This is a genomic window from Magnetospirillum sp. (genome assembly GCA_027532905.1).
In the GTDB taxonomy this organism is placed as follows: Bacteria; Pseudomonadota; Alphaproteobacteria; order CACIAM-22H2; family CACIAM-22H2; genus Tagaea.
Genome location: JAPZUA010000001.1, coordinates 1,589,620 through 1,611,926, shown reverse-complemented (window position 1 = coordinate 1,611,926; position 22,307 = coordinate 1,589,620). Strand labels below are relative to the sequence as shown.

General features: G+C 66.4%; 11 protein-coding genes. 6 read left to right on the top strand and 5 right to left on the bottom strand.

From position 1 onward, the window contains the following. The first annotated feature begins 34 nt into the window (after positions 1–34). From O9320_07815 to O9320_07795, 5 genes are read left to right on the top strand one after another with little or no spacing between them, the layout of a single operon-like run. On the top strand, positions 35–1,672 hold the full coding sequence (locus tag O9320_07815; GenBank protein ID MCZ8310745.1) for an ABC transporter substrate-binding protein: 1,638 nt from the start codon (positions 35–37) through the stop codon (positions 1,670–1,672). 52 nt (positions 1,673–1,724) lie between these two features. Beyond that, entirely contained in the window at positions 1,725–2,678 is a 954-nt protein-coding gene (locus O9320_07810; protein MCZ8310744.1) for an ABC transporter permease, read from the top strand. Position 2,679: 1 nt separating this feature from the next. Next, positions 2,680–3,573 (top strand): ABC transporter permease, encoded by an 894-nt coding sequence (locus O9320_07805; GenBank protein MCZ8310743.1) that lies wholly within the window; start codon positions 2,680–2,682, stop codon positions 3,571–3,573. Continuing rightward, a complete protein-coding gene (locus tag O9320_07800) occupies positions 3,570–4,628 on the top strand; it encodes an ABC transporter ATP-binding protein (GenBank protein MCZ8310742.1) in 1,059 nt (352 codons plus the stop codon). The genes O9320_07805 and O9320_07800 overlap by 4 nt, the downstream gene beginning before the upstream one ends. Further along, positions 4,625–5,602, top strand: a complete 978-nt coding sequence (locus O9320_07795) for an ABC transporter ATP-binding protein (GenBank protein MCZ8310741.1) — start codon at positions 4,625–4,627, stop codon at positions 5,600–5,602. The genes O9320_07800 and O9320_07795 overlap by 4 nt, the downstream gene beginning before the upstream one ends. Positions 5,603–5,612: 10 nt before the next feature. Here O9320_07795 and O9320_07790 read toward each other — a convergent pair whose 3' ends face one another. The 3 genes from O9320_07790 to O9320_07780 all read right to left on the bottom strand — a co-directional run bounded on the left by O9320_07790 (position 5,613) and on the right by O9320_07780 (position 17,377). Then, complete coding sequence (locus O9320_07790; GenBank protein ID MCZ8310740.1) at positions 5,613–14,327, bottom strand: filamentous hemagglutinin N-terminal domain-containing protein; 8,715 nt, start codon at positions 14,325–14,327, stop codon at positions 5,613–5,615. Positions 14,328–14,529: 202 nt separating this feature from the next. Then, on the bottom strand, positions 14,530–16,485 hold the full coding sequence (locus O9320_07785) for an ATP-binding protein (protein ID MCZ8310739.1): 1,956 nt from the start codon (positions 16,483–16,485) through the stop codon (positions 14,530–14,532). Between the two features lie 34 nt (positions 16,486–16,519). Further along, entirely contained in the window at positions 16,520–17,377 is an 858-nt protein-coding gene (locus tag O9320_07780) for a PhnD/SsuA/transferrin family substrate-binding protein (GenBank protein ID MCZ8310738.1), read from the bottom strand. 214 nt (positions 17,378–17,591) lie between these two features. On the opposite strand from O9320_07780, the gene O9320_07775 reads away from it, so the two are divergent. After that, positions 17,592–18,053, top strand: coding sequence for a RidA family protein (locus tag O9320_07775; GenBank protein ID MCZ8310737.1), 462 nt, complete (start codon positions 17,592–17,594; stop codon positions 18,051–18,053). A gap of 1 nt (position 18,054) precedes the next feature. Here O9320_07775 and O9320_07770 read toward each other — a convergent pair whose 3' ends face one another. Together O9320_07770 and O9320_07765 are read right to left on the bottom strand one after the other, a co-directional pair. Next, positions 18,055–19,452, bottom strand: coding sequence for a nitronate monooxygenase (locus O9320_07770; protein ID MCZ8310736.1), 1,398 nt, complete (start codon positions 19,450–19,452; stop codon positions 18,055–18,057). 90 nt (positions 19,453–19,542) lie between these two features. After that, the gene (locus O9320_07765; GenBank protein MCZ8310735.1) at positions 19,543–22,272 is read right to left on the bottom strand and encodes a bifunctional acetate--CoA ligase family protein/GNAT family N-acetyltransferase; all 2,730 of its coding nucleotides are present in this window, start codon (positions 22,270–22,272) and stop codon (positions 19,543–19,545) included. Positions 22,273–22,307 lie beyond the last annotated feature (35 nt).

The window sequence follows — 22,307 nt, the reverse complement described above, 5'->3', positions numbered from 1 at the left end:
CTTTGCCGGTTCATGTCTTTTTGGAGCACCCCCTATGAAAATCCGGACTTTGATCGGCGCGGCTCTCGGCCTCGGCTTGATGGCCAGTGCTGCCCAGGCGCAGACGACCTTGCGCATCGCCATGACGGCCGCCGATATCCCGCGCACGCTGGGCCAGCCCGACCAGGGCTTTGAAGGCAACCGCTTCACGGGCCTTACGATGTACGACGCGCTGACGGCGTGGGACCTCAGCAGTGCCGACAAGCCCTCGGTGCTGATCCCGGGCCTCGCGAGCGAATGGGCGGTCGATGCCAACGACAAGACCAAGTGGGTCTTCAAGCTGCGCAGCGGCGTGAAGTTCCACGACGGCAGCGCCTTCAATGCCGACGCCGTGGTGTGGAACGTGCGCAAAGTGCTGGACCGCGAAGCGCCGCATTTCGACGCGAGCCAAGTCGGCGTGACGGCGAGCCGCATGCCCACCTTGCGCACCGCGCGCAAGATCGACGACCTCACGGTCGAACTCACCACGAGCGAGCCCGACTCGTTCCTGCCCATCAACTTGACCAACCTCTTCATGGCGAGCCCCGCACACTGGGCCGCGAAGCTGGCCGCCGTACCCGCCAGCGTGACCGAAGCCCCGGCCCGCTCGGCCGCGGCGTGGACCGCGTTTGCGGCCGACGCTTCGGGCACCGGCCCGTGGAAGATGGTGCGCTTCGTGCCGCGCGAGCGGCTTGAGCTTGCCAAGAACGACGCCTATTGGAACACGGCGCGCGTGCCGAAGATCGACCGCATGGTGCTGCTGCCGATCCCGGACGCCAATGCGCGCACGGCAGCGTTGCTGTCGAACCAGGTCGATTGGGCCGAGGCACCTGCCCCGGACGCCGTACCGCAGATCCGCAGTCGCGGCTTCCAGCTCTTCGCCAACCAGCAGCCGCATGTGTGGCCGTGGCAGTTCTCGTTCGTCGAAGGCTCGCCGTGGCTCGACAAGCGCGTGCGCCAGGCCGCCAATCTGTGCGTGAACCGCACCGACATGAAGCAGCTCTTGAATGGCCTGATGGCCGAAGCGGTGGGTTCGGTGCCGCCGGGCCATCCGTGGTGGGGCAATCCCGATTTCAAGATCGGCTACCGCCCCGACGAAGCGCGCCGCATGATGACGGCGGCCGGCCACTCGGCCCAGCGTCCGCTCAAAGTTAAGATCCAGGTCTCGGCCTCGGGCTCGGGCCAGATGCTGCCGCTGCCGATGAACGAATATCTGCAGCAGGCCTTGCGCGAGTGCTTCTTCGACGTCGAGCTCGACGTGATCGAGTGGAACACGCTGTTCACGAACTGGCGCATCGGTGCGAAGGATCCGACGGCGCGGGGCGCCCACGCCGTCAACATCACCTTCGCGGCGATGGATCCGTTCTTCGCGTTCGTGCGCTTCGTCGACAGCAAAATGGCGCCGCCAGTCTCGAACAATTGGGGCTTCGTCAACGATCCGGAATTCGACCGGCTCGTGGCCGCCGCCCGCACCACGTTCGATGCGGCCGCGCGCGACGCCGCCCTTGCGGCTCTTCACAAGCGCATCGTCGACGAGACGGTGTTCTTGTGGGTGGCGCACGATGTGGGTCCGCGCGCGATGAGCCCGCGTGTGCGCGGCTTTGTGCCGCCGCAGAGCTGGTTCGTCGATTTCTCGCCGATCACGATGAACTGAAGGGTTCCGACCGGGCGGGCTCACGCGCCCGTCCGGTCGATCCCGTACGAAGATGCTCGAATATCTCCTCAAACGAATTCTCTACGCTGTCCCCATCGCACTGGGCGTGAGCCTCGTGTGTTTTTTGCTTGTGCATATCGCACCGGGCGATCCTTTGGTGTCGGTGCTGCCTGCCGACGCCTCGCAGGAAATGCAAGAACAGCTGCGCGCCGCCTACGGCTTCGACAAGCCGCTGCCCGTGCAATTCGGGTTGTGGATCTGGCGCGCCCTTAGCGGCGATCTCGGTTTTTCGATCGCGACCGGCCGGCCCGTGGCGGCCGAAGTCTGGCGCGCCATCGGCAACACTTTCATGCTCGCCGTGTTCGCGGCCGCTTTCGGCTTTCTCGTCGGCGCGTTCCTCGGGTTCGTTGCGGGCTATTATCGCGGCACCTGGGTCGACCGCGCTTCGAGCGCACTCGCCGTCGCCGGCATCTCGCTGCCGCATTACTGGCTTGGCATGGTGCTCGTGATCATCTTCTCGGTGCAGCTCAATTGGCTGCCCGCAACAGGTGCGGGTCCCGGCGGCTCGGCCGATTGGGAATGGGATTGGCAGCATATGCGCCATCTCATTCTGCCCGCCTTGACCATGTCGGTCATTCCGCTCGGCATCGTGGCGCGCTCGGTGCGCGCACTCGTGTCGGACATTCTCTCGCAGGAATTCGTCGACGCACTTCGCGCCAAGGGCCTTTCGGAGCGCGGCATCTTCCTGCACATCCTCAAAAACGCCGCTCCCACGGGCCTCGCCGTGATGGGGCTGCAGCTTGGCTATCTGCTCGGCGGCTCGATCCTGATCGAGACGGTGTTCGCGTGGCCGGGCTCGGGCTTCCTGCTCGGCAACGCGATCCTGCAGCGCGACCTGCCGCTGCTGCAGGGCAACATCCTGGTGCTGGCGATGTTTTTCGTGACCCTCAACCTGCTGGTCGATCTGGTGCAAACCTGGCTCGATCCGCGCATCAAGCGAGGCTGAGATGAGCGCTGCTTCCGCCGCCGCCGCGAACGACGCGGGCCAAGTGCCGGTCGCCTCGCGCGGCTATTGGTCCAACGTTCTGCGGCGCTTGGCACGCGACAAGGTCGCGATGGCGTGTTTGGCCGTGCTCGTGCTGATCCTGCTTGCCGCGATCTTCGCACCGCTCATCGCACCGGGCGATCCCTATCGCGGCTCGATCATCCGGCGCTTGCGCCCCATCGGCACCGAGGGCTATCCGCTCGGCACCGACGAGCTTGGCCGTGACATGCTCACGCGCCTCATCTATGGCGGACGCTTGTCGCTGTTCATGGGCATCGTGCCCGTGCTGAACGCGTTTTTGATCGGCACGTTTCTGGGCGTGGTCGCAGGCTATGTCGGCGGCAAGACCAACATGGCGATCATGCGCACGATCGACGTGTTCTACGCCTTCCCCTCGGTGCTGCTCGCGATCGCGATTTCGGGCGCCCTCGGGGCCGGCATTTTCAATTCGATCGTGTCGCTGACGGTCGTGTTCATCCCGCCCATCGCGCGCGTGGCCGAAAGCGTGACCACGCAAGTGCGCAATCTCGATTTCGTCGATGCGGCACGCGCGAGCGGTGCGGGGGCGCTCACCATCATCCGCGTGCATATTCTCGGCAACGTGCTGGGGCCGGTCTTCGTCTATGCGACGGGCCTCGTGTCGGTGTCGATGATCCTTGCCTCGGGCCTGTCGTTCCTCGGGCTCGGCACCAAGCCGCCCGAGGCCGAATGGGGCCTGATGCTGAACACGCTGCGCACCGCAATCTACGTGCAGCCGGCCGTCGCGGCCTTGCCGGGGGCGATGATCTTCGTGACCTCGATCTGCTTCAATCTGTTTTCGGACGGCTTGCGCTCGGCCATGGACGTGAAACTGTGAGCGCTTCCATTCCCCAGGGCATCGCCGACGAAGATATCGGCGGCCCCGCACAGCCGCTTTTGTCGATCCGCGGCCTCGTCAAACATTTCCCGATCAAAGGCGGCGTGCTCAATCGCACCGTTGCGGTCGTGCAGGCCGTGGACGGCATCGATTTCGACGTCGCCAAGGGCGAAACGCTCGGCATCGTCGGCGAATCGGGCTGCGGCAAATCGACGACCGCGCGCCTGCTCGTGCGACTCATCGACCCCGACGCGGGCGAAGTGCTGTACGACGGCCTCAAGATCGGCTCGCAAGACGGGCTCGATCTGCGCGAGATGCGCCGCCATGTGCAAATGGTGTTTCAGGACAGCTTTGCGTCCCTCAATCCGCGCCTCACGATCGAAGACTCGATCTCGTTCGGACCCAAAGTGCACGGGCTCGGCGCCAAAGAGGCCAAAGCGCGCGCGCGCGAATTGCTTCAGCAAGTCGGGCTCAATCCCAATCTGTTCGTGCGCCGCTATCCGCACGAATTATCGGGCGGCCAGCGCCAGCGCGTGAATATCGCGCGCGCCCTCGCGCTCCGCCCGCGCCTCGTGATTCTCGACGAAGCGGTGTCGGCACTCGACAAATCGGTCGAAGCGCAGGTGCTCAATCTGCTGCAGGATCTGAAGACCGAGCTCGGCCTCACCTACGTATTCATCAGCCACGATCTCAACGTGGTGCGCTACATGTCCGACCGCGTGATGGTCATGTATCTGGGCCGCGTGGCCGAGATCGGTCCGGTCGACGCGATCTACGGCAATCCGCGCCATCCCTATACGAAGGCGCTGTTGTCGGCGATGCCGTCGATGGACCCCGATGCGCGCACGCAAGAAGCGCCCATCGCAGGCGATCCGCCGAACCCGATCAACCCGCCGGCGGGCTGCCGCTTCCACACGCGCTGCCCGTTCTCGGAGCCCGTCTGTGCGGCTAAAGTGCCGGACCTTGCGGCAGTCGCGGGCGACGCCAAACACGCGGTCGCCTGCCACATGAACGTGGCCGGCTCCGACCATAGCCGCACGGCAGGTGCCGCATGACCGCGCCGCTGGTTTCCGTCGAAGGTTTGCGCGTGCTGTTCAAATCGGCCGACCGCACGGTGCATGCGGTCAACGGCGTCGATTTCGCGCTCCAACCCGGCGAAGTGCTGGGGTTGCTCGGCGAGTCCGGCTCGGGCAAATCGGTCACGCTCAAAGCCTTACTGCGTCTTCTGCCTGCGTCGCGCACGACGCTCTCCGGCAAGGTCACGGTCGCGGGCCACGACGTGCTCGCGATGGACGAGCGCGCACTTCGCCGCTATCGCGGCGGCGTGGTGTCGATGATCTTCCAGGAGCCGATGCTGGCCTTCGATCCCGTATTCACGGTAGGCGACCAGATCGCCGAGGCGGTGATGCGCCACGAAGACGTGGGCCGCGAGGCCGGGCGCGCCCGCGCGCTTGAAATGCTCGAGCGCGTGCGCATCCCGTCCGCCAAGCGGCGGCTCGACGCCTATCCGCACGAAATGTCCGGCGGCATGCGCCAGCGCGCGATGATCGCGTTGGCGCTGGCGTGCAAACCGCAATTGCTGCTCGCCGACGAGCCGACGACGGCACTCGACGCGACCGTGCAGATCCAGATCCTGCTGCTGCTGCGCGAACTCCAGAAAGAGTTCGGCATGGCCGTGATTTTCGTCACGCACGATGTCGGCGTTGCGGTCGAAGTCTCTGACCGCATGGCCGTGATGTATGGCGGCCGCATCGTCGAGCGCGGCTCGGCCGCCGACGTGATCCGCCGCACGGCCCATCCCTATCCGCAGGGGCTGCTTGCTTCGACGGTGCATGGGGCGATGCGCGGCACGCGGCTCGAAGCGATTCCGGGGGCACCCCCCGATCTGTCGCGCATGCCCACGGGCTGCGCCTTTGCGCCGCGCTGCCGCTTGGCCGACGAGATGTGCCGCAGCGTTTCGCCGCCGATCGCCGCCCTCGCGCCCGGGCACGAAGCCGAGTGCCATCGGCCGCGCGTGAGCGCCGGCTAGAAAGACCCGGTTAGAAAGACATCGACGGGAACGGCGACGTGACGGCGGTTTGGGGCGCGCTGGTCGTCGGCTGCACCGCACCGCCATTCACTGCGGGCGCAGACGCCCCGCCGACATTGCCGACGGCCGTGACGGCGGGCGGCGGTGCCGTTGTCGGAACGAGCGGCGGCGCACCGGGTCCAGGCGGCGGACCGCCTGAAACGACGATGGCAGGCGGCGGCGGCGCGCCCGGCGATGCGGCGGGCGGCGGCGCACCCGGACCAGCTGCGGCCGGCGGTGGCGGCGGCGCCGAGACAACGCCAACGGGCGAAACCGCCGGACCGCCCTCGCCGCCTTCGGCTTGGCCGCCAGGACCGGCCGGCGCACCGGGACCGCCGCCAATAAGCGGGCCGGGCCCGCCGGTCAGCAACGCAACCGTATCGGAAACGACCGCTGTCGCACCCGGCGGCGGCGGCAGCGCAGCTGCGCCCTGAATCTGCGAAATCGGCGCAGCATCGGTGAGCGCGCTCGAAACCGTGGTGCCACCCACGCCCGCACCGGGCACTGGCGTCGTATTGTTGGTAGGCGGCGGCGCTGCGGCGGTATACGTGACGCCGTTGACGACAAAGGTACCGGTGGTCACTGTCACGGTGCCGAGCAGGATGCCGTCGAGCGTACCAGTGCTCCCCGACAGCGCGAGATTGCCGCCGACATTGTTGCCCGATTCGGTCAGCGTCATTGCGTAGGCGCCCGCGAGCGTGAGGGTAGCGTTGCCCGTCGTGGTGATCGCCGTGCTGCCCACCTGCGAAAGCGTGCCGCCGGTGACCGACACGTTCAGCACGCCGTTCGACGCGATATTGCCGAACAGCGTGTTGCCCGTGTTGGCGATCGAAATGTCGCCGGACGGGTTCGACGCGACGATGGGACCGACAAACGCGTTGGCGGCGTTCGTCAGCGCGATATTTCCAGTATCGACGATAAGGTTCGTCGCACCGCCCGTCGAGATCGCACCGACCTGGCTGATGCCGCCGTTGGTGATGTTGATATCGAGCTGGCCGCTCGAAGAAATGCTGCCGACTAGCATCGGCCCGAGTTGGTCCCAGGAGATGTCGTGCGCACCGCCCGACGTGGCGAGCGACACCGAGCCCGCAACGACGTTCAGGTGGTTCGACAGCACGATCGCGCCGCCATTAGCCGCCGCATTCAGATTGCCGTTCGCCGTAACCGGGCTACCATGCGTAATGCCGCCGCTTGTAGCGTTCAGAATCACGTTGCCGGCCGAATTGATGCTGCCGAGCGCAAGCGAGCTCGCCGTGAGCAGGATCGACCCGCCGCCCGCACTTGTGGCGGCGACCTGGCCGCTGAACGTGTTGGGGGCGGCCGACATGTCGAGCGTGCCGTTCTGCGCGGTGAGGTTCGTGACACCACCGACCGAGATGACGCCGGCCCCCGTCTGCGTGAGGCCGTTGAGCGCGACCCAGGTGAGCCCGCCCGGCGTGGAGATGCCGTTGACGGTGCCGACGCCGTCGGTCAGCGCGTTGGAACTCGAGCCGCCACCCGCACCCGTATAAAGAACGATTGCGCCGGAGCCCGATCCGGCGGTCACGTCGGCGGCGACGTTCGTGATGTTGTTGTAGCCGGAGCCCGCCCGATTGACCGCAAAGTCGCCGGCCCCGCGCAACACCAGATTGGCCGCCGTTATCGTACTGCCGGCCGCCTGGGTGACGCCGTTGGTGTTGGCGTAGAGGGTGAGCGTTCTGACGGCCCCCAGCGTCACGTCGCCGGTGAGTGCGATCGAAGCGCCGCGCAAACCCAAATCCGTCCCGGTGGCCGTACTGACGCCGCCCGCACCGACCTCGATCGCACCCGCAGTCGGGTCGCCGACGACGAGCAAGGCGGCATCGACGAAACTCATGTCGCTGGGCAATTGCTGCGTGCCCGCACCGCCGCCGATGCCGATCGTGGTGCCCGAATTGACGGGCCGGATCAGAACTTGCCCGTCGGTTTCGATGCCGAGCGTCGCCGCGCTCATCGACACCGTATCGGCGATGATATTGATATTGCCGGCCGAGGCGGGGTCGCCGATCGTCGAACTGGTGCCGGTTGCGGCAATGCCGAAGCCGCTGCCCGTGCCGACGCCGGTCATGGTCAGTTGGCCGTCGTCCGAATGCGTGTTGGCGCCGCTGTCGAAGCGGATGCCGTCGCCGCTTGTCGCGCCAGTGCCGCCCGTGCCGGTCAACGTCACATTGAAACCGGTCCCCCAGATCGTCGCACCCGCACCGGTCAGGTAAATGCCGTGGTTGTTCGTGCCCGTTCCCGGGCCGCCGGTGCCGGTGACGCTAAGCGTGCCGCCAGCGGCACTGGTCGCGACGATGCTGCCGCCGGTGCCGATCATCACGCCGTAGCGCCCATTGCCGCTGGTCGCACCCGCCGTTCCGGTCACGGAGACGTTGCCGGTCCCCGTGGATTGGATGGCGCCGAGGCCGGACTGGCCCGCGACATTGACGCCCCAGCTTTCGAAGCCGCCGCCGCTGCCGAGGCCGCCATTGCCGATGACCGTGAGATTGCCGTCGGTGGTCGAGATCAGGGTTGTACCGCCGCCCTGCACGCTCACGCCGAAACTGCCGCCGGCACCGCCCGCACCGGAGACATCGACCGCACCCGCCCCCGTCGCGCGGATTTGGCCTGTGGCCAGGGCCACGCCCGAATTGTTGTTGCCGCCGCCGGTGCTGCCATAGCCGCTGACGGTCAAAGCGCCGTTCTGCGTCTGGGCATAGGCGCTACCCGCATAGAACTCGACACCGGCACTGCCGCCGCCGGGTGCGGTGCCGCCATGCCCCATAATGTCCAGCGTGCCGATGCCGGATGTGAGCACGCCCGCGCCGTTGCGGATCGTCACGCCGTGGAACGAACCCGAATTGCCGCCACGGCCGCGAATGTCGATATTGCCGCCGCCGGCATCGACGGTGATGGCGCCGTCGATGCGTACGCCGTGGAAACCGCCGGTCGCCGTCCCGACATTCACGTCGCCGCCCGGCGCATGGCCGTACATCACGATGTCGCCGCCATTCGTCGCGATATTCGCGGTTACGGCAATACCACGGTCCGAAATTGCGCTGAAATTGCCGTTCGACAGCGTGACGTTGCCGGAAATCTCGATGGTGCTCATGACGCCTGTCGCGGTCAGCGCGACCTGCCTGCCCGCGGCCATGGCGAACGACGTGTTGACGGTGAGAGCGCCGACGGCCGATGCCGTCAAGTCCCCGGTCACGCTCAGATCGTAAAGGTCGAGATACCCAGTCGATGAAACGTTGAGATTTTGGTTCGCCGCTGTGTTACGGAAATTGACGTTGCTAGTCGATCCCGTGGCGTTGATGGTCGTATTCCCGCCGATCGAATTGCTGGCGTTGCTGAGATTGATGGAGCCCGTCGCGGTGACGTCGAGCGCGCCGCCCGTCGTCAGCAACGTGTTCGCGATCGACACGTCGCGGTCGGACACCAGCGTCAAAGTGCCCGTCCCGGCCGTGATCGTCGAACCCGTTCCGCCTTCGATGCCCGTCCCCGACAGGGCCGAGCCCTGCAGCGTCAGCGTGCCGCTGCCGCCGGTCGAAACGCTGCCGCCGAAGAGATAGACGGCCGTTGCAGTCGGCGCCGTGCCGTTGAGCGTCACGTTCCCGGTCGCGGATGCAACCGACCCGCCCGCATCGACATAGATGCCGTGGGCATCCGAAGAACTGTTGGCGCCGCCCCAGCCCGTCAACGTCACAGTGCCGGACGAGGATTGGACTGTGCTGTTCTGCAGCACGATGCCGAGCTGGCCGGTCGCGGTTCCGTCGCCGCCCCGCCCTTGCATCGCAATGGCTCCCGTCGTCGTTTGAACCGAGCCGCCGTTGATCATCGCGATCCCGTGCTGCCCGGAGCCGGCGTCGGTCGAGCCTTTTCCGACGATGCTGATCGCGCCCGCACCGGCGGAAACCACGGCCGAAGCCCCGTCGATTCGCACGCCCCACGCCGTGCCCGCCGATGAGCCGGCGGAATTGCTGCCGCCTGGCGCGTTGCCCCAGATCGTTATGGCGCCGCCGTTGGACGACAATCCGGCATTGTCGAACCAAGCCGTTTCGAACGCGGCGATGGACATGGCGGCGCCGCCGGTATTGGTTTTCGCGACGTTTGCCTGGATCAGAACGTTGCCGCTTGTGCCTGTCAGATCGAAATTCTGGCTCCCGACGCGCGCCAAAGTCTGCACCGCGCTGACGACGACGGTCGATCCGGTCGCGGCGAAATCGCCGGTGAACGTATTCGCGGCCGACAGGCCGACCGTGCCCGAACCGCCGTCGAATGTCACGCTGCCGCCGCCCGCGCTTTGCGTGAGGCTGCCAGACTGCGAAATTCCCGAACCGCTCGTTACCGCGAGCGTGCCCGTGCCGATGGCCGAACTCGCCAGGTCCAACGCTGCAGTCGTGGATACGGCAACGCTGCCGGTGCTGCCGGTCCGCGCCAGCGACAGCATGCCGAAACTGTTGCCGCCGTTCGTGAGCGTGACAGCGCCGCTGCCGGTACCGCCCAGGGCCAGATTGCCGTTGGTGCCGGTGATCGCGGCAGATTGCGTGACCGTGCCGCCGGATTCGAGCGACAGCGTATGCGTGCTCAACGCGACGGCACCGGCGATCGAGATCGCCGCAGTGCCGCCAACCACCGTGAACTGGTTGGCGAGCGTGTGGGCGCCCATCGTGATGGTGCCGGATTGCGTCGGGGAGCCGACGACGATCCCGCCATAGGACGAAGCGGCCGAAAGAAGGTCGGACGCGAACTCGAGCCCTGCACCCGCGGTTGCCGCGAAAATCGGGGTCGCATCGGTATGGGTTCGAACCGTGAAATTGCCCGTCCCGGCTTGGTGCGGAAGCGCCACGGACGCCGTACCGGCGATGGCCCCGTCGCTGCGCAGCGTCAGATTGCCGGTATAAGCCGCGTTGCCGAGCGTCACAGCGCCTGAAAACAGGAAGCCGCCGCCGGTGGTCGTGCCCGGGATCGCGACCATTTGGATCGCCCCCGAGCCGGTCGAAGAGACCGTGGCCCCGTCGATCGCCATGCCGTCGCCGTTCCCGCCGCCGCGGCCGACCATGTTGATCGCGCCCGTCCCGCTGGTCGAAACGGTCGCACCGGAATACATCTGGATTCCGTATTGGCTGCCGCCCGTGTCGCCGCCGCGACCGGCAATCGCGATATTGCCGTTGGCGCCGGCCGTCACCTGAATCGCCGCGCCGATGGCAACGCCGACAAAAGTGCCCGTCGCCGCACCGAAGGTCGGCGTCGGGTTGGTGAAGGGACTGGTCCACGGCCCGACATTGCCGCCCATCATCACGATGTCGCCGCCCGCCGTCGTCACGTTTCCGAGCAGTGCAATGCCCTTGGCGGATGTGAGCGATATGGCGCCGGCCCCGGCAGTCGTCAGCGCGTAGTTGACGGTCAGATTTCCGCCGGTCGTGAGCGACAGCGACTGGCCGCTCGCTGCCGTAAAGGCGGCCCCGGTCGTGATGGTGCCTGTCTGCGACGCGTCGCCGATCGCAAGCGTGGCGAAATTGCCGGCGAACGCGTTGACGATGGTCGAGGTCAGCTGTAGGCCCCCGCCGGAGCCGTAGAACACGAGGTTCGTCGGCGCCGTGTCGGTGCGGAAGGTCAATGTGCCGGTGCCCGACTGATGCAAGATCGTGTTGGCGCCGGTGTAGGTCAGTGAATTCGCTTGGATGGTCAAATTGCCGGTCATCGCCGCGTCGCCGAGCGTGACCGTCCCGCTGGCATTCGAAATGAGGATCCCAGGACCCTCGGTTCCCGCGATTCCGCGCAGCGTGATGTTGCCTGAGCCGGTCGTCTTGACGGTCGCACCGGTAAGCCAAAGCCCCTTTGAGGAACCGGCGAAAGCGGCGTCGTTGACGTAAGCTGTACCACCCGTCCCGGTCAGCGCGATGTTGCCGGAGACCGTCGAAATTTCAGTCTGCGAAAGGATGGCGGCAAGCCCCGCGCTCGCCCCGACGCCGGGCGTGCCCGCGATGTCGATGGAGCCGGACCCCGTCGCGCGGACTTTCGTGTGGAAAAACACGCCGCCGCCGTTGTTGTCCGACGAGACGCCGGTCCCGCCGCCCGTGCCGACCATCTTGATGTTGCCGTTCGCGGTCGAAACGTCGACCACACCAGTCGCATCGCCGTCGAAGCGAAACCCGCCATGCGAGCCGCCCAAGCCGCCGCCCGCAACGCCGGACGAAAGGCCGCCATGCCCAAAGAGCGTGATCGTGCCCGCGCCAGTTGTCGAAATCGTCGTCGGGGTTGCGGCGGCGGCATAAATCCTGACGCCGTGCTGGTTGGCGCCCGTGTCGCCGCCCTTGCCGGCAATGGCGATATCGCCGCCGCCGGCATTGATGGACACGCCCGCATTGACCTGGACGCCGTCGAAAGTCCCCGACGCCGTGCCGAAAACGGGCGTGTTTGTCTCGTAGGCCGGCGCCCAGGACGCCACGTTGCCCGTGATCAAAATGTCGCCGCCTGCCGTGGTCAGGTTCGCGCTGATCGCAACGTTGCGCGTTGCAGCCAGCGACAGCGAGCCGGTGCCCGTTGCGGTCTGCGCGGCCGACACCGTGATCGTATCGCCGGTAACGGTCACAGGACCGGAGAAACTGTTGGCCTGGCTCAGCGTGACGGTGCCGGTGCCGCCGGAAATCGACACCGCACCGCCGCTGGCATCCTGCGTGATGCCGCCGCTTTGCAGGAAACCAGCTGTGGCGCTGCTGTAGGTGAAGGTGCCGGAGCCGAGCGTCGAGGTCTGGAAATTGCCGCTGATCGCGTTGACGATGCTGACATTGGCGGAAGTACCCGTCCGGCTCAGCGTGATGTTCGAAAACGAGTTGCCCGCGTTGGCGAGCGTCACGGCGCCGGTGCCGCCGATCACCAGAGAGGCCGGACCCGTAATCGCAGCTGTCTGGGTCGTGGCGCCGCCGGCGTTGATCGACAATTGGCCGGTGGTGTTGATCGCGGCGTCGATGGAAATGGTGCCGGCATGCGCCAGCGTCACGTTGCCCGTGCCCGCATTGATGTTTGCGGTGCTTACGAAATTGCCGCCGGCCTGGCCGCCACCGCCGGCACTTTCGGTCGTGAGGTTGCCGCCGCTTGTGACAATCCCGGTCCCGCCGACAGTGATGTTCCCGGCCGCGCGCAGCGAAACGTTGAAAAGATAGCCACCGCTGCTGATGTAGCCGCCGGTACCGACCGTGATCGCGCCGTCTGCGCGCAAGGTCAGAGTCCGGCCCGCGACGCTGTTCGCGATGGTGGCGGTAACGTCGATATTGCCCGTGCCTGCGCCGGCCGAAGCCGTGGTCACGGTCACGTCGCCGCCAGCGAGTGCAGCGTTGAGAACGGCGACGTCCAAATTGGAACTCGCGTTCGAGCCGACGAACGGCGAAACGCCCGACATGTCGCCGCTGCTGGAAGACGACGAGATCGTAATGTCGGTCGGATCGAGCAGCAATTCGCCCGCGCGGCCCGTGAGCCCGCGCAAATTCACCGTGCCGCGGAAATCAAGGAAGCCCTTCGACGACACTTCGATGAAGCCGCCGTTGCGCGCACCCGCCACGTTGATGTGGCCTGCATTGCGCGTGGCAAGATCCGACCACAGAATCACGCGCCCGCCGTCGCCGGACGCACTGCTCGCATCGATGACCGCGCGCGCATCCATGTAGAGATATTGCGCGTTGGCCTCGGGGCCCATGCCCTGGTAGTTGCCGCCGACGAGCACAGTACCGCCGCCGACAGTGCCCGAGGCGTCGATGCGCGCATTTTCGAACAGGCCGACTTTTTCGCCGAGCACCTTGACGGTACCGCCGCTTTCGCCCGCCGCCGCACCCGAGGCATCAAGCGTGCCCGCCACATGCACGATGCCGCTGTCGCCGCCGTCGATGACGATCTCGCCGTTCACGAGCGAGGCCGTCCTGGCGACGACGATGCCCGTCGTGTTGATGACATTGTCGAGCACGCTGCGCGCGGCACGCGCCGTCAGCAGCACGCGGCCCCCGTTGGCTTCGATGCTGCCCGAGTTTTCGACGAGCGCGTCGGCACCCGTGGGCTTCTGATCGACCACGCCGGTCGCGGCAAATTTCAGAAGCCCGTCGCCGTGGAAATCGATGGCAAACGTCTTGGTGCCGCCGAGCACCACCGTGCCGCCATTGGCGATGATCTGGCCCTGGTTCGATACGTTGGCCGCCGCCAGCACGGCAAAGCCGCCTTGTGCAACCGAGATGATGCCTTGGTTGACCACGCGCGCATTCGCGTCGCTCGAAGCCTGGTCGAACAAGAGCTTGCCGGCCATGAAATCGAGCGTGCTGATATTGGCCGTGGTGGCGACCAGCGCGTTCACGTCGATACGGCTGTTCGGCCCGAACACGATGCCGTTCGGGCTCATGATCACCACTTGGCCGTTGGCCTCGATCTGGCCGTAGATCTGCGACGGATCGCCGTTCAGCACGCGATTGAGGGCGACCGCACTGGTGCTCGGCTGCACGAAGCGCACGATGTTGTTGGCGCCGATCGAAAAGCTCTGCCAATCGATGGCGAGATTCTGCGATGCCTGGTTGATCGTGAGTTGGTTGGGGGCGGTCTGCGTGATCGTGCCGGCACCGCCGACCACGTTGCCGCCTTGCGGCAGGGTCTGCGCCAGGCCCGGCACCGAAAAGCCGACCGCCAATGCGAGCGGCCAGCCCATGCGCGCAGCTGCTCGACGCCGCTGCAGGCGGCGCGACTTCCCGGCAGAACAGGTGCGACGATCCAGCTTCATGTCATCGACACAGGAGTGTGCGGACCGCGGGGTCGCGACCACGATTCAGATACTATCATTTATTTTAATCCGCATCGCCGAACATGCCAGCGAAACTTTGTCGAACGAGGCGCCGTTTTCAGCCCCGCTATCAGGTCGCCAGCGGCCTTTGCTGAGCGGCCGCAAGCGGGATGGCGGCGAGCAGGGCGGACAGCGCATTGGCGTCGATGGGTTTGGGCAGATAGCCCGCCATGCCGGCTGCAATGTAGGTCTCGCGATCGCCGGGCAAGGCGTTGGCGGTTACCGCAAAAACCGGCGTAGCGCTGTTGGGGCCGTAGGTGGCGCGAAGGCGCGCAAAAACGCTCAAACCGTCGAGACCCGGCATATGGATATCCATCAAAATCGCATCGAAGGGCTGGGCGGCCGCGGCGGTAAGGGCGGCATACCCGTCTTCGGCAAAAACCGCGGCATGGCCGAGATTCTCGAGCAGTTTTTCGACGACAAGACGATTGACCACATTGTCCTCGGCGACCAGCACGCGCAAGCCTTGGCCGCGCGCGGCCAAGAGAGGCACGATTTCGGCCGTCTTTTCGGGCCCGGACGGGCTTGCCGCGTGCGGCTGCGCAAAGGCTGCCAGCGGCAGGCGCAGCAGGAAGGTCGAGCCGCGCCCAAATGTCGATTCGACCGTGATGTCGCCGCCCATCAGCCGCGCGAGACGACGTGCGATCGCAAGCCCGAGGCCCGAGCCGCCGAAACGCCGCGTGGCCGACGAATCGACCTGTGTGAAATCCTGGAACAACTCCGGAATGCGCCCTTCCGGAATGCCGATGCCCGTGTCCTGGACCGCCCATTCGAGCGCTTCGCCCGCTGTGCGGCGCAAGCGCACGTCGACCGCACCGACGAGCGTGAATTTGATCGCGTTGCCGATCAGATTGTCGAGGATTTGGCGCAAGCGCAGCGCGTCGCCCGACACGAGCGGGGGCACGTCGGAATCGATCCAGCAGGTCAGCGTCAGATCCTTGGCGGCCGCACGCGGCTGGAAGGCGGCGGCCGCGTCGCGCGTGAGGCGCTGCGGGTCGAGCGGTGCGGCATCGAGCGCAAGCCCGTTGGCATCGAGGCGCGAATAGTCGAGCACGTCGTTGACGATGCCCAAGAGTTGCTCGCCGGAGCCTTGCACGAGTTGCAGCAGGCGCCGCTGCTCGGGCTCGAGGCGCGTTTCGAGCAACACGCTCGACAGGCCCAGCACGCCGTTGAGCGGTGTGCGGATCTCGTGGCTCATCGTCGCAAGGAAGCGCGCTTTGGCCTCGGCGGCGGCTTCGGCGCGGTCGCGCGCGTGCGCCAGTTCGCTTTCGCGCACCCGCGCTTCGTCGAGGAGCTGGCGCTGGGCCGTTTCGCTGCTTTCCAGCGCTCGGATGCGGGCCGCAATTTCGCGCGCCATCAGCCGGAAGCTCTGTGCAAGGCGCCCGAAATCGTCGCGGTCGGAGGTCTGCAGATCGACGTCGAAATTGCCGTCGCGCACTGCATCGCTCGCCGCGCGCAGACGCACGAGCGGGCGCATCAGCAGCGTGTGCAGCCATTCCATCATCATCAGCGCCAGCACGAGGCTGACCGCGCCGATCGCGGCTGCGCGCGACAGCACGTCGATGCGCGCGGCCTGGATCGGCATTGTCGACACGCCGTAATAGAGCGTGCCGAGCTTCTGGCCCGCATAGTCGATCTCGACCGCGAAGGGCAGGCGTGCCGTGCCGTCGGGCCCCACGATCGGGGTCTTCGACTCGTGCGGGATGCCGTGCACGGCCGGCTCCCAACCGATGCACGACACGGTTTCGCCGCGCGCATCAAGGAGGGCCAGATGCGCGAATCCGTGCGTCGAAGCGCTTTCCTGCAGGATCGCCTCGATGGTGGCGTAGTCGCGCTCGACCATCAGATTGGTCAGCACCGCGCGGAACAGCGGCCGCTCGGATTCGGCGCGCAGCTGCGTCTGGCCGATCAGCGCCGCTTCAATGAGCGAGACCTGCGACAGTGCAAACACCGCCGTGAGGGCGGCCATGGCGAGTGCGCCGACGCTGAACAGCCGGAAGCGGAAGGGAATGCGATCGAGCCACATGGCGACACCCCTTTTCGGACGGTGTTGCGGAACGTCAGCGCAAAGCAGCGCGGGTTTCGGCCAGAACGGGGGCGATGGCCGCACGGTCGGCGTCCGGTACCGCGCGAATGCGCTGCACGCCGGTGAGGCTTTGGAACTCGCGGCCGAGTTCGGTTTCGGCAAAAGCGCCCAGCACGGCGCGCAGCTGGGCGAGCGCTGCCGGTGCCATCGGCTTGCCGGCAAGGACGATGAAATTCGGCACGCGCGCGAATTCGCGGAACTCGAGCGTCTGGCGGATTTCGTCGCGCAGACTGCGGAACTCGCCCATGCTCATCGCCGCCATCGGCGTATCGCCGCCCGACAGAAGCTGGGCGAGGCTGTCTTCGTTGCGCGCCCAGGTCGGCCGATAGTCCGCGTCCGCCCGCAAGCCCGCATTCGCCAATGTCGCTTTGGCCGACATGGCGACGAGCGACTGCGGATTGGCGAGCGCCAAGGCCTTGCCGCGCAGCGCTTCGAGCGTCGGGGCGGACGCGTCTTTGCGCGTGACGAACAGGGCCGGGATCGGCGGCTCGAAGCCGCCGAGTACTTCGAGCTTGCCGTCTTCCTCGGCGACAAAGGCGAGATTGGCCGGCGTGAAAACGAGGTCGTAAGCGCCCTCGAGCGTGCGGCGCTGGAATTCGCGCAGGTCCGTCGCGGTTGCGATCTCGACCGTGCGGGCGAGCCGCTCGGCCAGATATTCGCGCATCGGCCGGTAGTTGGTGAGGATGATGCGCGCACTGACATTGGGCGCCACGCCGATCTGGAAAGCGGCCTGGTTTTGCGCATGCGCATTTTTTGCGTACGCAAATGCGCCGCCCGCCGCCGCAAAGGCACCGACGAGCTGCAGCAATTCGCGTCGCGACTGCGTTTTCATTTTGCATCCTCGATGGGACAATACGCGCCGACCAGTGTCGCGGTATGGCGCCAAATCGTCAACCGCTGCAGGCCTTTTTCGCGCGAGAATCCAACGCGCCTTTGCATTCAACCCGTTGCAAAATGCGAAACCGTTGCCGCAAAGCCGCTTGGCGACGGGCCGATTTCCGCGCCAAGATCGCGCAGTCCTCGCCCAAACCCAGCGGAGCCCGCCAATGTCGGCCGAAATGCGCCTCAAAGAACGCGGCATCGTATTGTCCGAACCGCAGTCTCCCAGCGGCAATTACCTGCCGTTTCGGCTGCATGCAAACACGCTCTATCTGTCGGGCCAGGGACCGTGCCTGGCCGACGGCAGCCTGCGCACCGGCATCGTCGGCGCGGGCGTGACGCTCGAAGAAGCCAGGCAGGATGCGCGCCTTGTGGGCCTGGGCCTGCTCGCGGCCGCACGCCTGGCATTGGGCTCGCTCGACCGGGTCGACTACGTGGTCAAGCTGCTCGGCATGGTCAACGCTGCACCCGGCTTCGGCTACCAGCCCGAAGTGATCAATGGCTGTTCGGACCTGTTCGTTGAAGTCTTCGGCGAAGCGGGACGGCATGCGCGTTCGGCCGTCGGCATGGGCAGCCTGCCGCGCGGCATCACGGTCGAGATCGAAGCGATCTTCGCGGTGAAAAGCTAGCTTACTGGCCCGTCGCGATGCGTTCGACGAGCTGCTTCACGCTCGGGATGAAGCCGTTGCGGTAGTAGGGGTCCGACGCGAAGCGATACGCGTTGTGGCCCGCAAACATCAGCTGCGCTTCGACGTCGGCGCCGTGGCTGATGTCCTGCAGCGTCTTCTGAATGCAGAAGCTGCGCGGATCGGCCTTTTTGCCGGTGGTGCCGGCGTCGTTCTGCTGCCAGTTCGAGAAGGCGCAGGCCGAAAGGCAGCCCATGCAATTGACCTGGTCGCGGTGAATCTCTTCGGCGCGCGCCGGAGTCACGAAAATCAGCGTGAATTCGGGCGTGCGCAAAGCCTCGGTGAAACCGGCTTTGACCCAGCGCTCGGCCGAAGCACGGTCTTGCGCCGAGAGATAGACGAGCCGCCCGCGAGCACCCACCGGAAAGGGCTGGTCGTGCTCGCCCACCGGGTGCATCTGGTAGGCGACCTGGCGGGCCGAACGCTCTTCAAGCTCGGACAAAAACGGGTTGCGCACGGCCGACGAGTAGAAGCCGGTCGGCGAGAAGCGATGCAGCAGCACGTCGCCCGATTTGAGCGTGAGCAGGCGCTGCTTCCAGGCGTCGGAAATCGGGCTTTCTTTGGTGAGCAGCGGCCGCGTGCCGAACTGGAACGCGCACGGGCCCACATCCGGATTGCCGACGAAATCCTGCCATTCGTCGAGACGCCACACGCCGCCCGCCATGATGATCGGCGTGCGCTCGAGGCCGAATTCGCGCATCTGCCGACGCAGTTCGATCACGCGCGGCAAGGGCGCTTCGGGTTTCAGCGGATCTTCGGCGTTCGACAGGCCGTTGTGGCCGCCGGCCAGCCACGGATCTTCGTAGACCACGCCGCCCAGGAGATCGGCGAATTTGTGGTAGGCGCGCTTCCACAAAGCGCGGAACGCGCGCGCCGAAGACACGATCGGATAATAGTAGGCGCCGTATTTGGCGCAGATCTCGGCGATCTTGTAGGGCATGCCGGCCCCGCACGTAACGCCGTGGATCAGGCCCTTGGACTGGTCGAGGACGGCTTCGAGAATCGGCTCGGCCCCGCCCATCTCCCACAGGATATTCATGTGGACGCGGCCCTGCTCGCCCGACATTTCGCGCGCCACGCGCGCCTGGTGCAAAGCGCCCTTGACCGCGTAGGCGATCAGCTCGTCGTGGCGCTCGCGCCGCGTTTTGCCGCGATAGATCTGGCGCACCACATTGCCGTTTTCGTCGAGATGGTCGGCATTGACGCCCGAGAACGTGCCGACCCCGCCCGCCGCCGCCCACGCCCCGGAGCTTTCGCCGTTCGAAACCGAAACGCCCTTGCCGCCTTCGACGACCGGCAGAACCTCGCGGCCCGAAATCATAATCGGTTCAAGTGAGAACAAGATGTCGCTTCCGTTGGTTCGGGGGGAGAGGGAGGCCCGGGTTAAAAGATCGCGACAGTGATAAAATTGTAATCGGGCGAACGCAAGCGGCTATTGGGCCGCCGCCTCCGCCCGCTCCCCCCAGGCGGCCAAAGCGATGCTGGCATGCACCATATCGAGTTCGTCGGGTACGGCTTTGATATCGAAGCCCAGCACACGGCACAATTCGACCATATTGTGGTTTTCCCGCAGGATTTCGCCGTAAACCTCGCCCACGCCGCGCGCCTTGGCATAGTCGAGGATGCGGATCATCAGCCGCCGGCCAAGCCCCAGCCCCTTGAGGTCGGAGCGCAGCGCGATGGCGTATTCGGCGCGCGCCCGGTCGGGGTCGGCGGCGAGGCGCACCACGCCCAAGAGCCCTTCCGGGTCGTCGCCACGCTCGCACACGAAGGCCATCTCGCGGTCGTAGTCGATCTGCGTCAGACGCGCCAATTGCGGCCGCGTGAGGCGCGTGACGGGGGCGAAGAACCGCATGCGGCGATCCTCCGCACTCATATGGTCGATGAGCCCGTCGATGAGCGGCGCGTCTTCGGGGCGGACAGGGCGCAGCCGCACGGTGCCGATGCCGTCGAGTTCGAGCGTTTCGACGAGGTCGGACGGATAAGGCTCGATCGCAAGGCGGGCGGCATGAACCTGGCTGCCGGGTTTGCGCACGCGGATACGCGCATCGAGCACGATGGCACCGCTCGCGTCGGCCAGCAGCGGATTGATGTCGAGCTCGGCTACGGAATCGAGATCGCAGATCAGCTGCGACAGGCGCACGAGGGCCAATTCCACAGCCGCAAGATCGGCCGGCGGGCGGTCGCGATAGCCGCGCAGCAGCCGCGACACGCGCGTGGACCCGATCAGTTCGCGCGCGAGCTTCACGTTGAGCGGCGGCAAAGCCATCGCCGTGTCGCCGACCACTTCGACCGAGACCCCGCCCTGGCCGAACAGGATCGCGGGCCCGAATTGGCGGTCTTCGCTCACGCCCAGGATCAGCTCGTGCGCATCCGGCCGCCGGATCATCTCCTGCACGAGGAAACCCGTTATGACGGCGTCGGGGCGTTTGGCTTTGACGCGTTCGATCATCGCGGCCGCCGCCAGCTCGACCGCGCGCGGCCCGTCGAGATTGAGGGCAACGCCGCCGACGTCGGATTTGTGCAGGATCTGCGGCGACACGATCTTGAGCGCCACGCGCCCGCCGATGCGCACGGCCGCGAGCACCGCCGAGGTCGCGTCGCCCACGAGTTCGCCGCGCGGCAGCGCAAAACCGTAGCCCGCCAGTACGCCGCGCACTTGCGGGTCCGACAGCCATTCCTGGCCCGCCGCCAACGCCGCATCAACGATGGCGCGCGCGGCCATCGGATCGGGGGCAAGCATTTCGGGGGCGGCGTCGGGCACTTCCATGAGGTTGCGTTGCGCTTGGCGATAGCGAACGAGATGCATGAAGCCGCGCACGGCCTTGTCCGGCGTTTCGTAGGACGGGATGCGCGCATCGGCGAACAATGCGCGTGCCGCCAGCGCGTTTTGCGTGCCGCCGAGCCACGATGCCAACACGGGGATCTTCGCACCCTTGGCGCCATCGATGACGGCTTGTGCGGCCTCGACCGACGAGGCGATCGCAGTCGGGCAATTGAGCGCCAGCACGGCATCGACACCGGGTGCCTGCAGCAGCACGTCGAGTGCGGCGCGATAGCGGGTCCCGTCGGCATCGCCGATGATGTCGATGGGATTGCCGTGCGACCAGGTCGGCGGCAGCACCTTGTCGAGCTTGCCTTGCGTGTCCGCATCGAGTGCCGCCAGATGGCCGAGCTGGTCCATCAGCGTGTCGGTTGCGAGCACGCCGAGTCCGCCGCCATTGGTGAGGATGGCAAGCCGGTCCCCGCCTTCGCCAGGCCCCCCCGGCAAAGGGGGGGCAGCTAGCGTTGCGACCGCATCGAACAATTCGTCGATATCGTAGACGCGCAGCATGCCCGCGCGCCGGAATGCCGCGTCGTAAACCGCATCGGCGCCGGCCAAAGCGCCGGTATGCGAGGCGGCCGCCTTGGCGGCTTCGGCATGGCGCCCGGCCTTGATCACGATCACGGGCTTGAGCCGCGCAGCCGCACGCGCCGCACTCATGAATTTGCGCGCCTGCGTAACCGCTTCGATATAGAGCAGGATCGCGCGGGTTTTGCCGTCAGTCGCGAGCCAATCGAGCATGTCGCCGAAATCGACGTCGCTCATGTCACCGAGCGACACGAGATGCGAGAAGCCGATCTTACGCGGGGCCGCCCAATCGACGATGGCGGTCGCCATCGCCCCCGATTGCGTAACGAACGCAAGATCGCCCGCCATCGGCGCCACATGCGAGAAGGTGGCGTTGAGCCCGATGGCTGGCACCATGGCGCCCAGGCAATTCGGCCCGACAATACGCATGAGATAGGGTCGGGCCGCGTCGAGCATTTCCTGCTCGAGCGCTTTGCCGGCATTGTTCGGCAATTCGCCGAAGCCCGCCGAAATCACGATCGCCGCACGGCAGCCGCGCGCGCCCAATTGGGCGACGATGCCCGGCACCGTCGCAGGCGGCGTGCAGATCACGGCAAGGTCGGGCACCACCGGCAGGCTCTGCACATCCGGATAGGCGAACACGCCTTCGATCGCCGGATATTTCGGATTGACCGGCAAGATCGGGCCTGCGAAACCGGCATGGAACAGGTTGCGCGCCAGCACGGCCCCGACCGACCCCGGTTTGGGCGTGGCACCAATCAACGCCACCGATTTGGGCGACAAAAGCTTGTCCAGGTTTCGGATCGACATCGAGGACCGCTACCCTTTCTGGGTTCCAGCCTAAC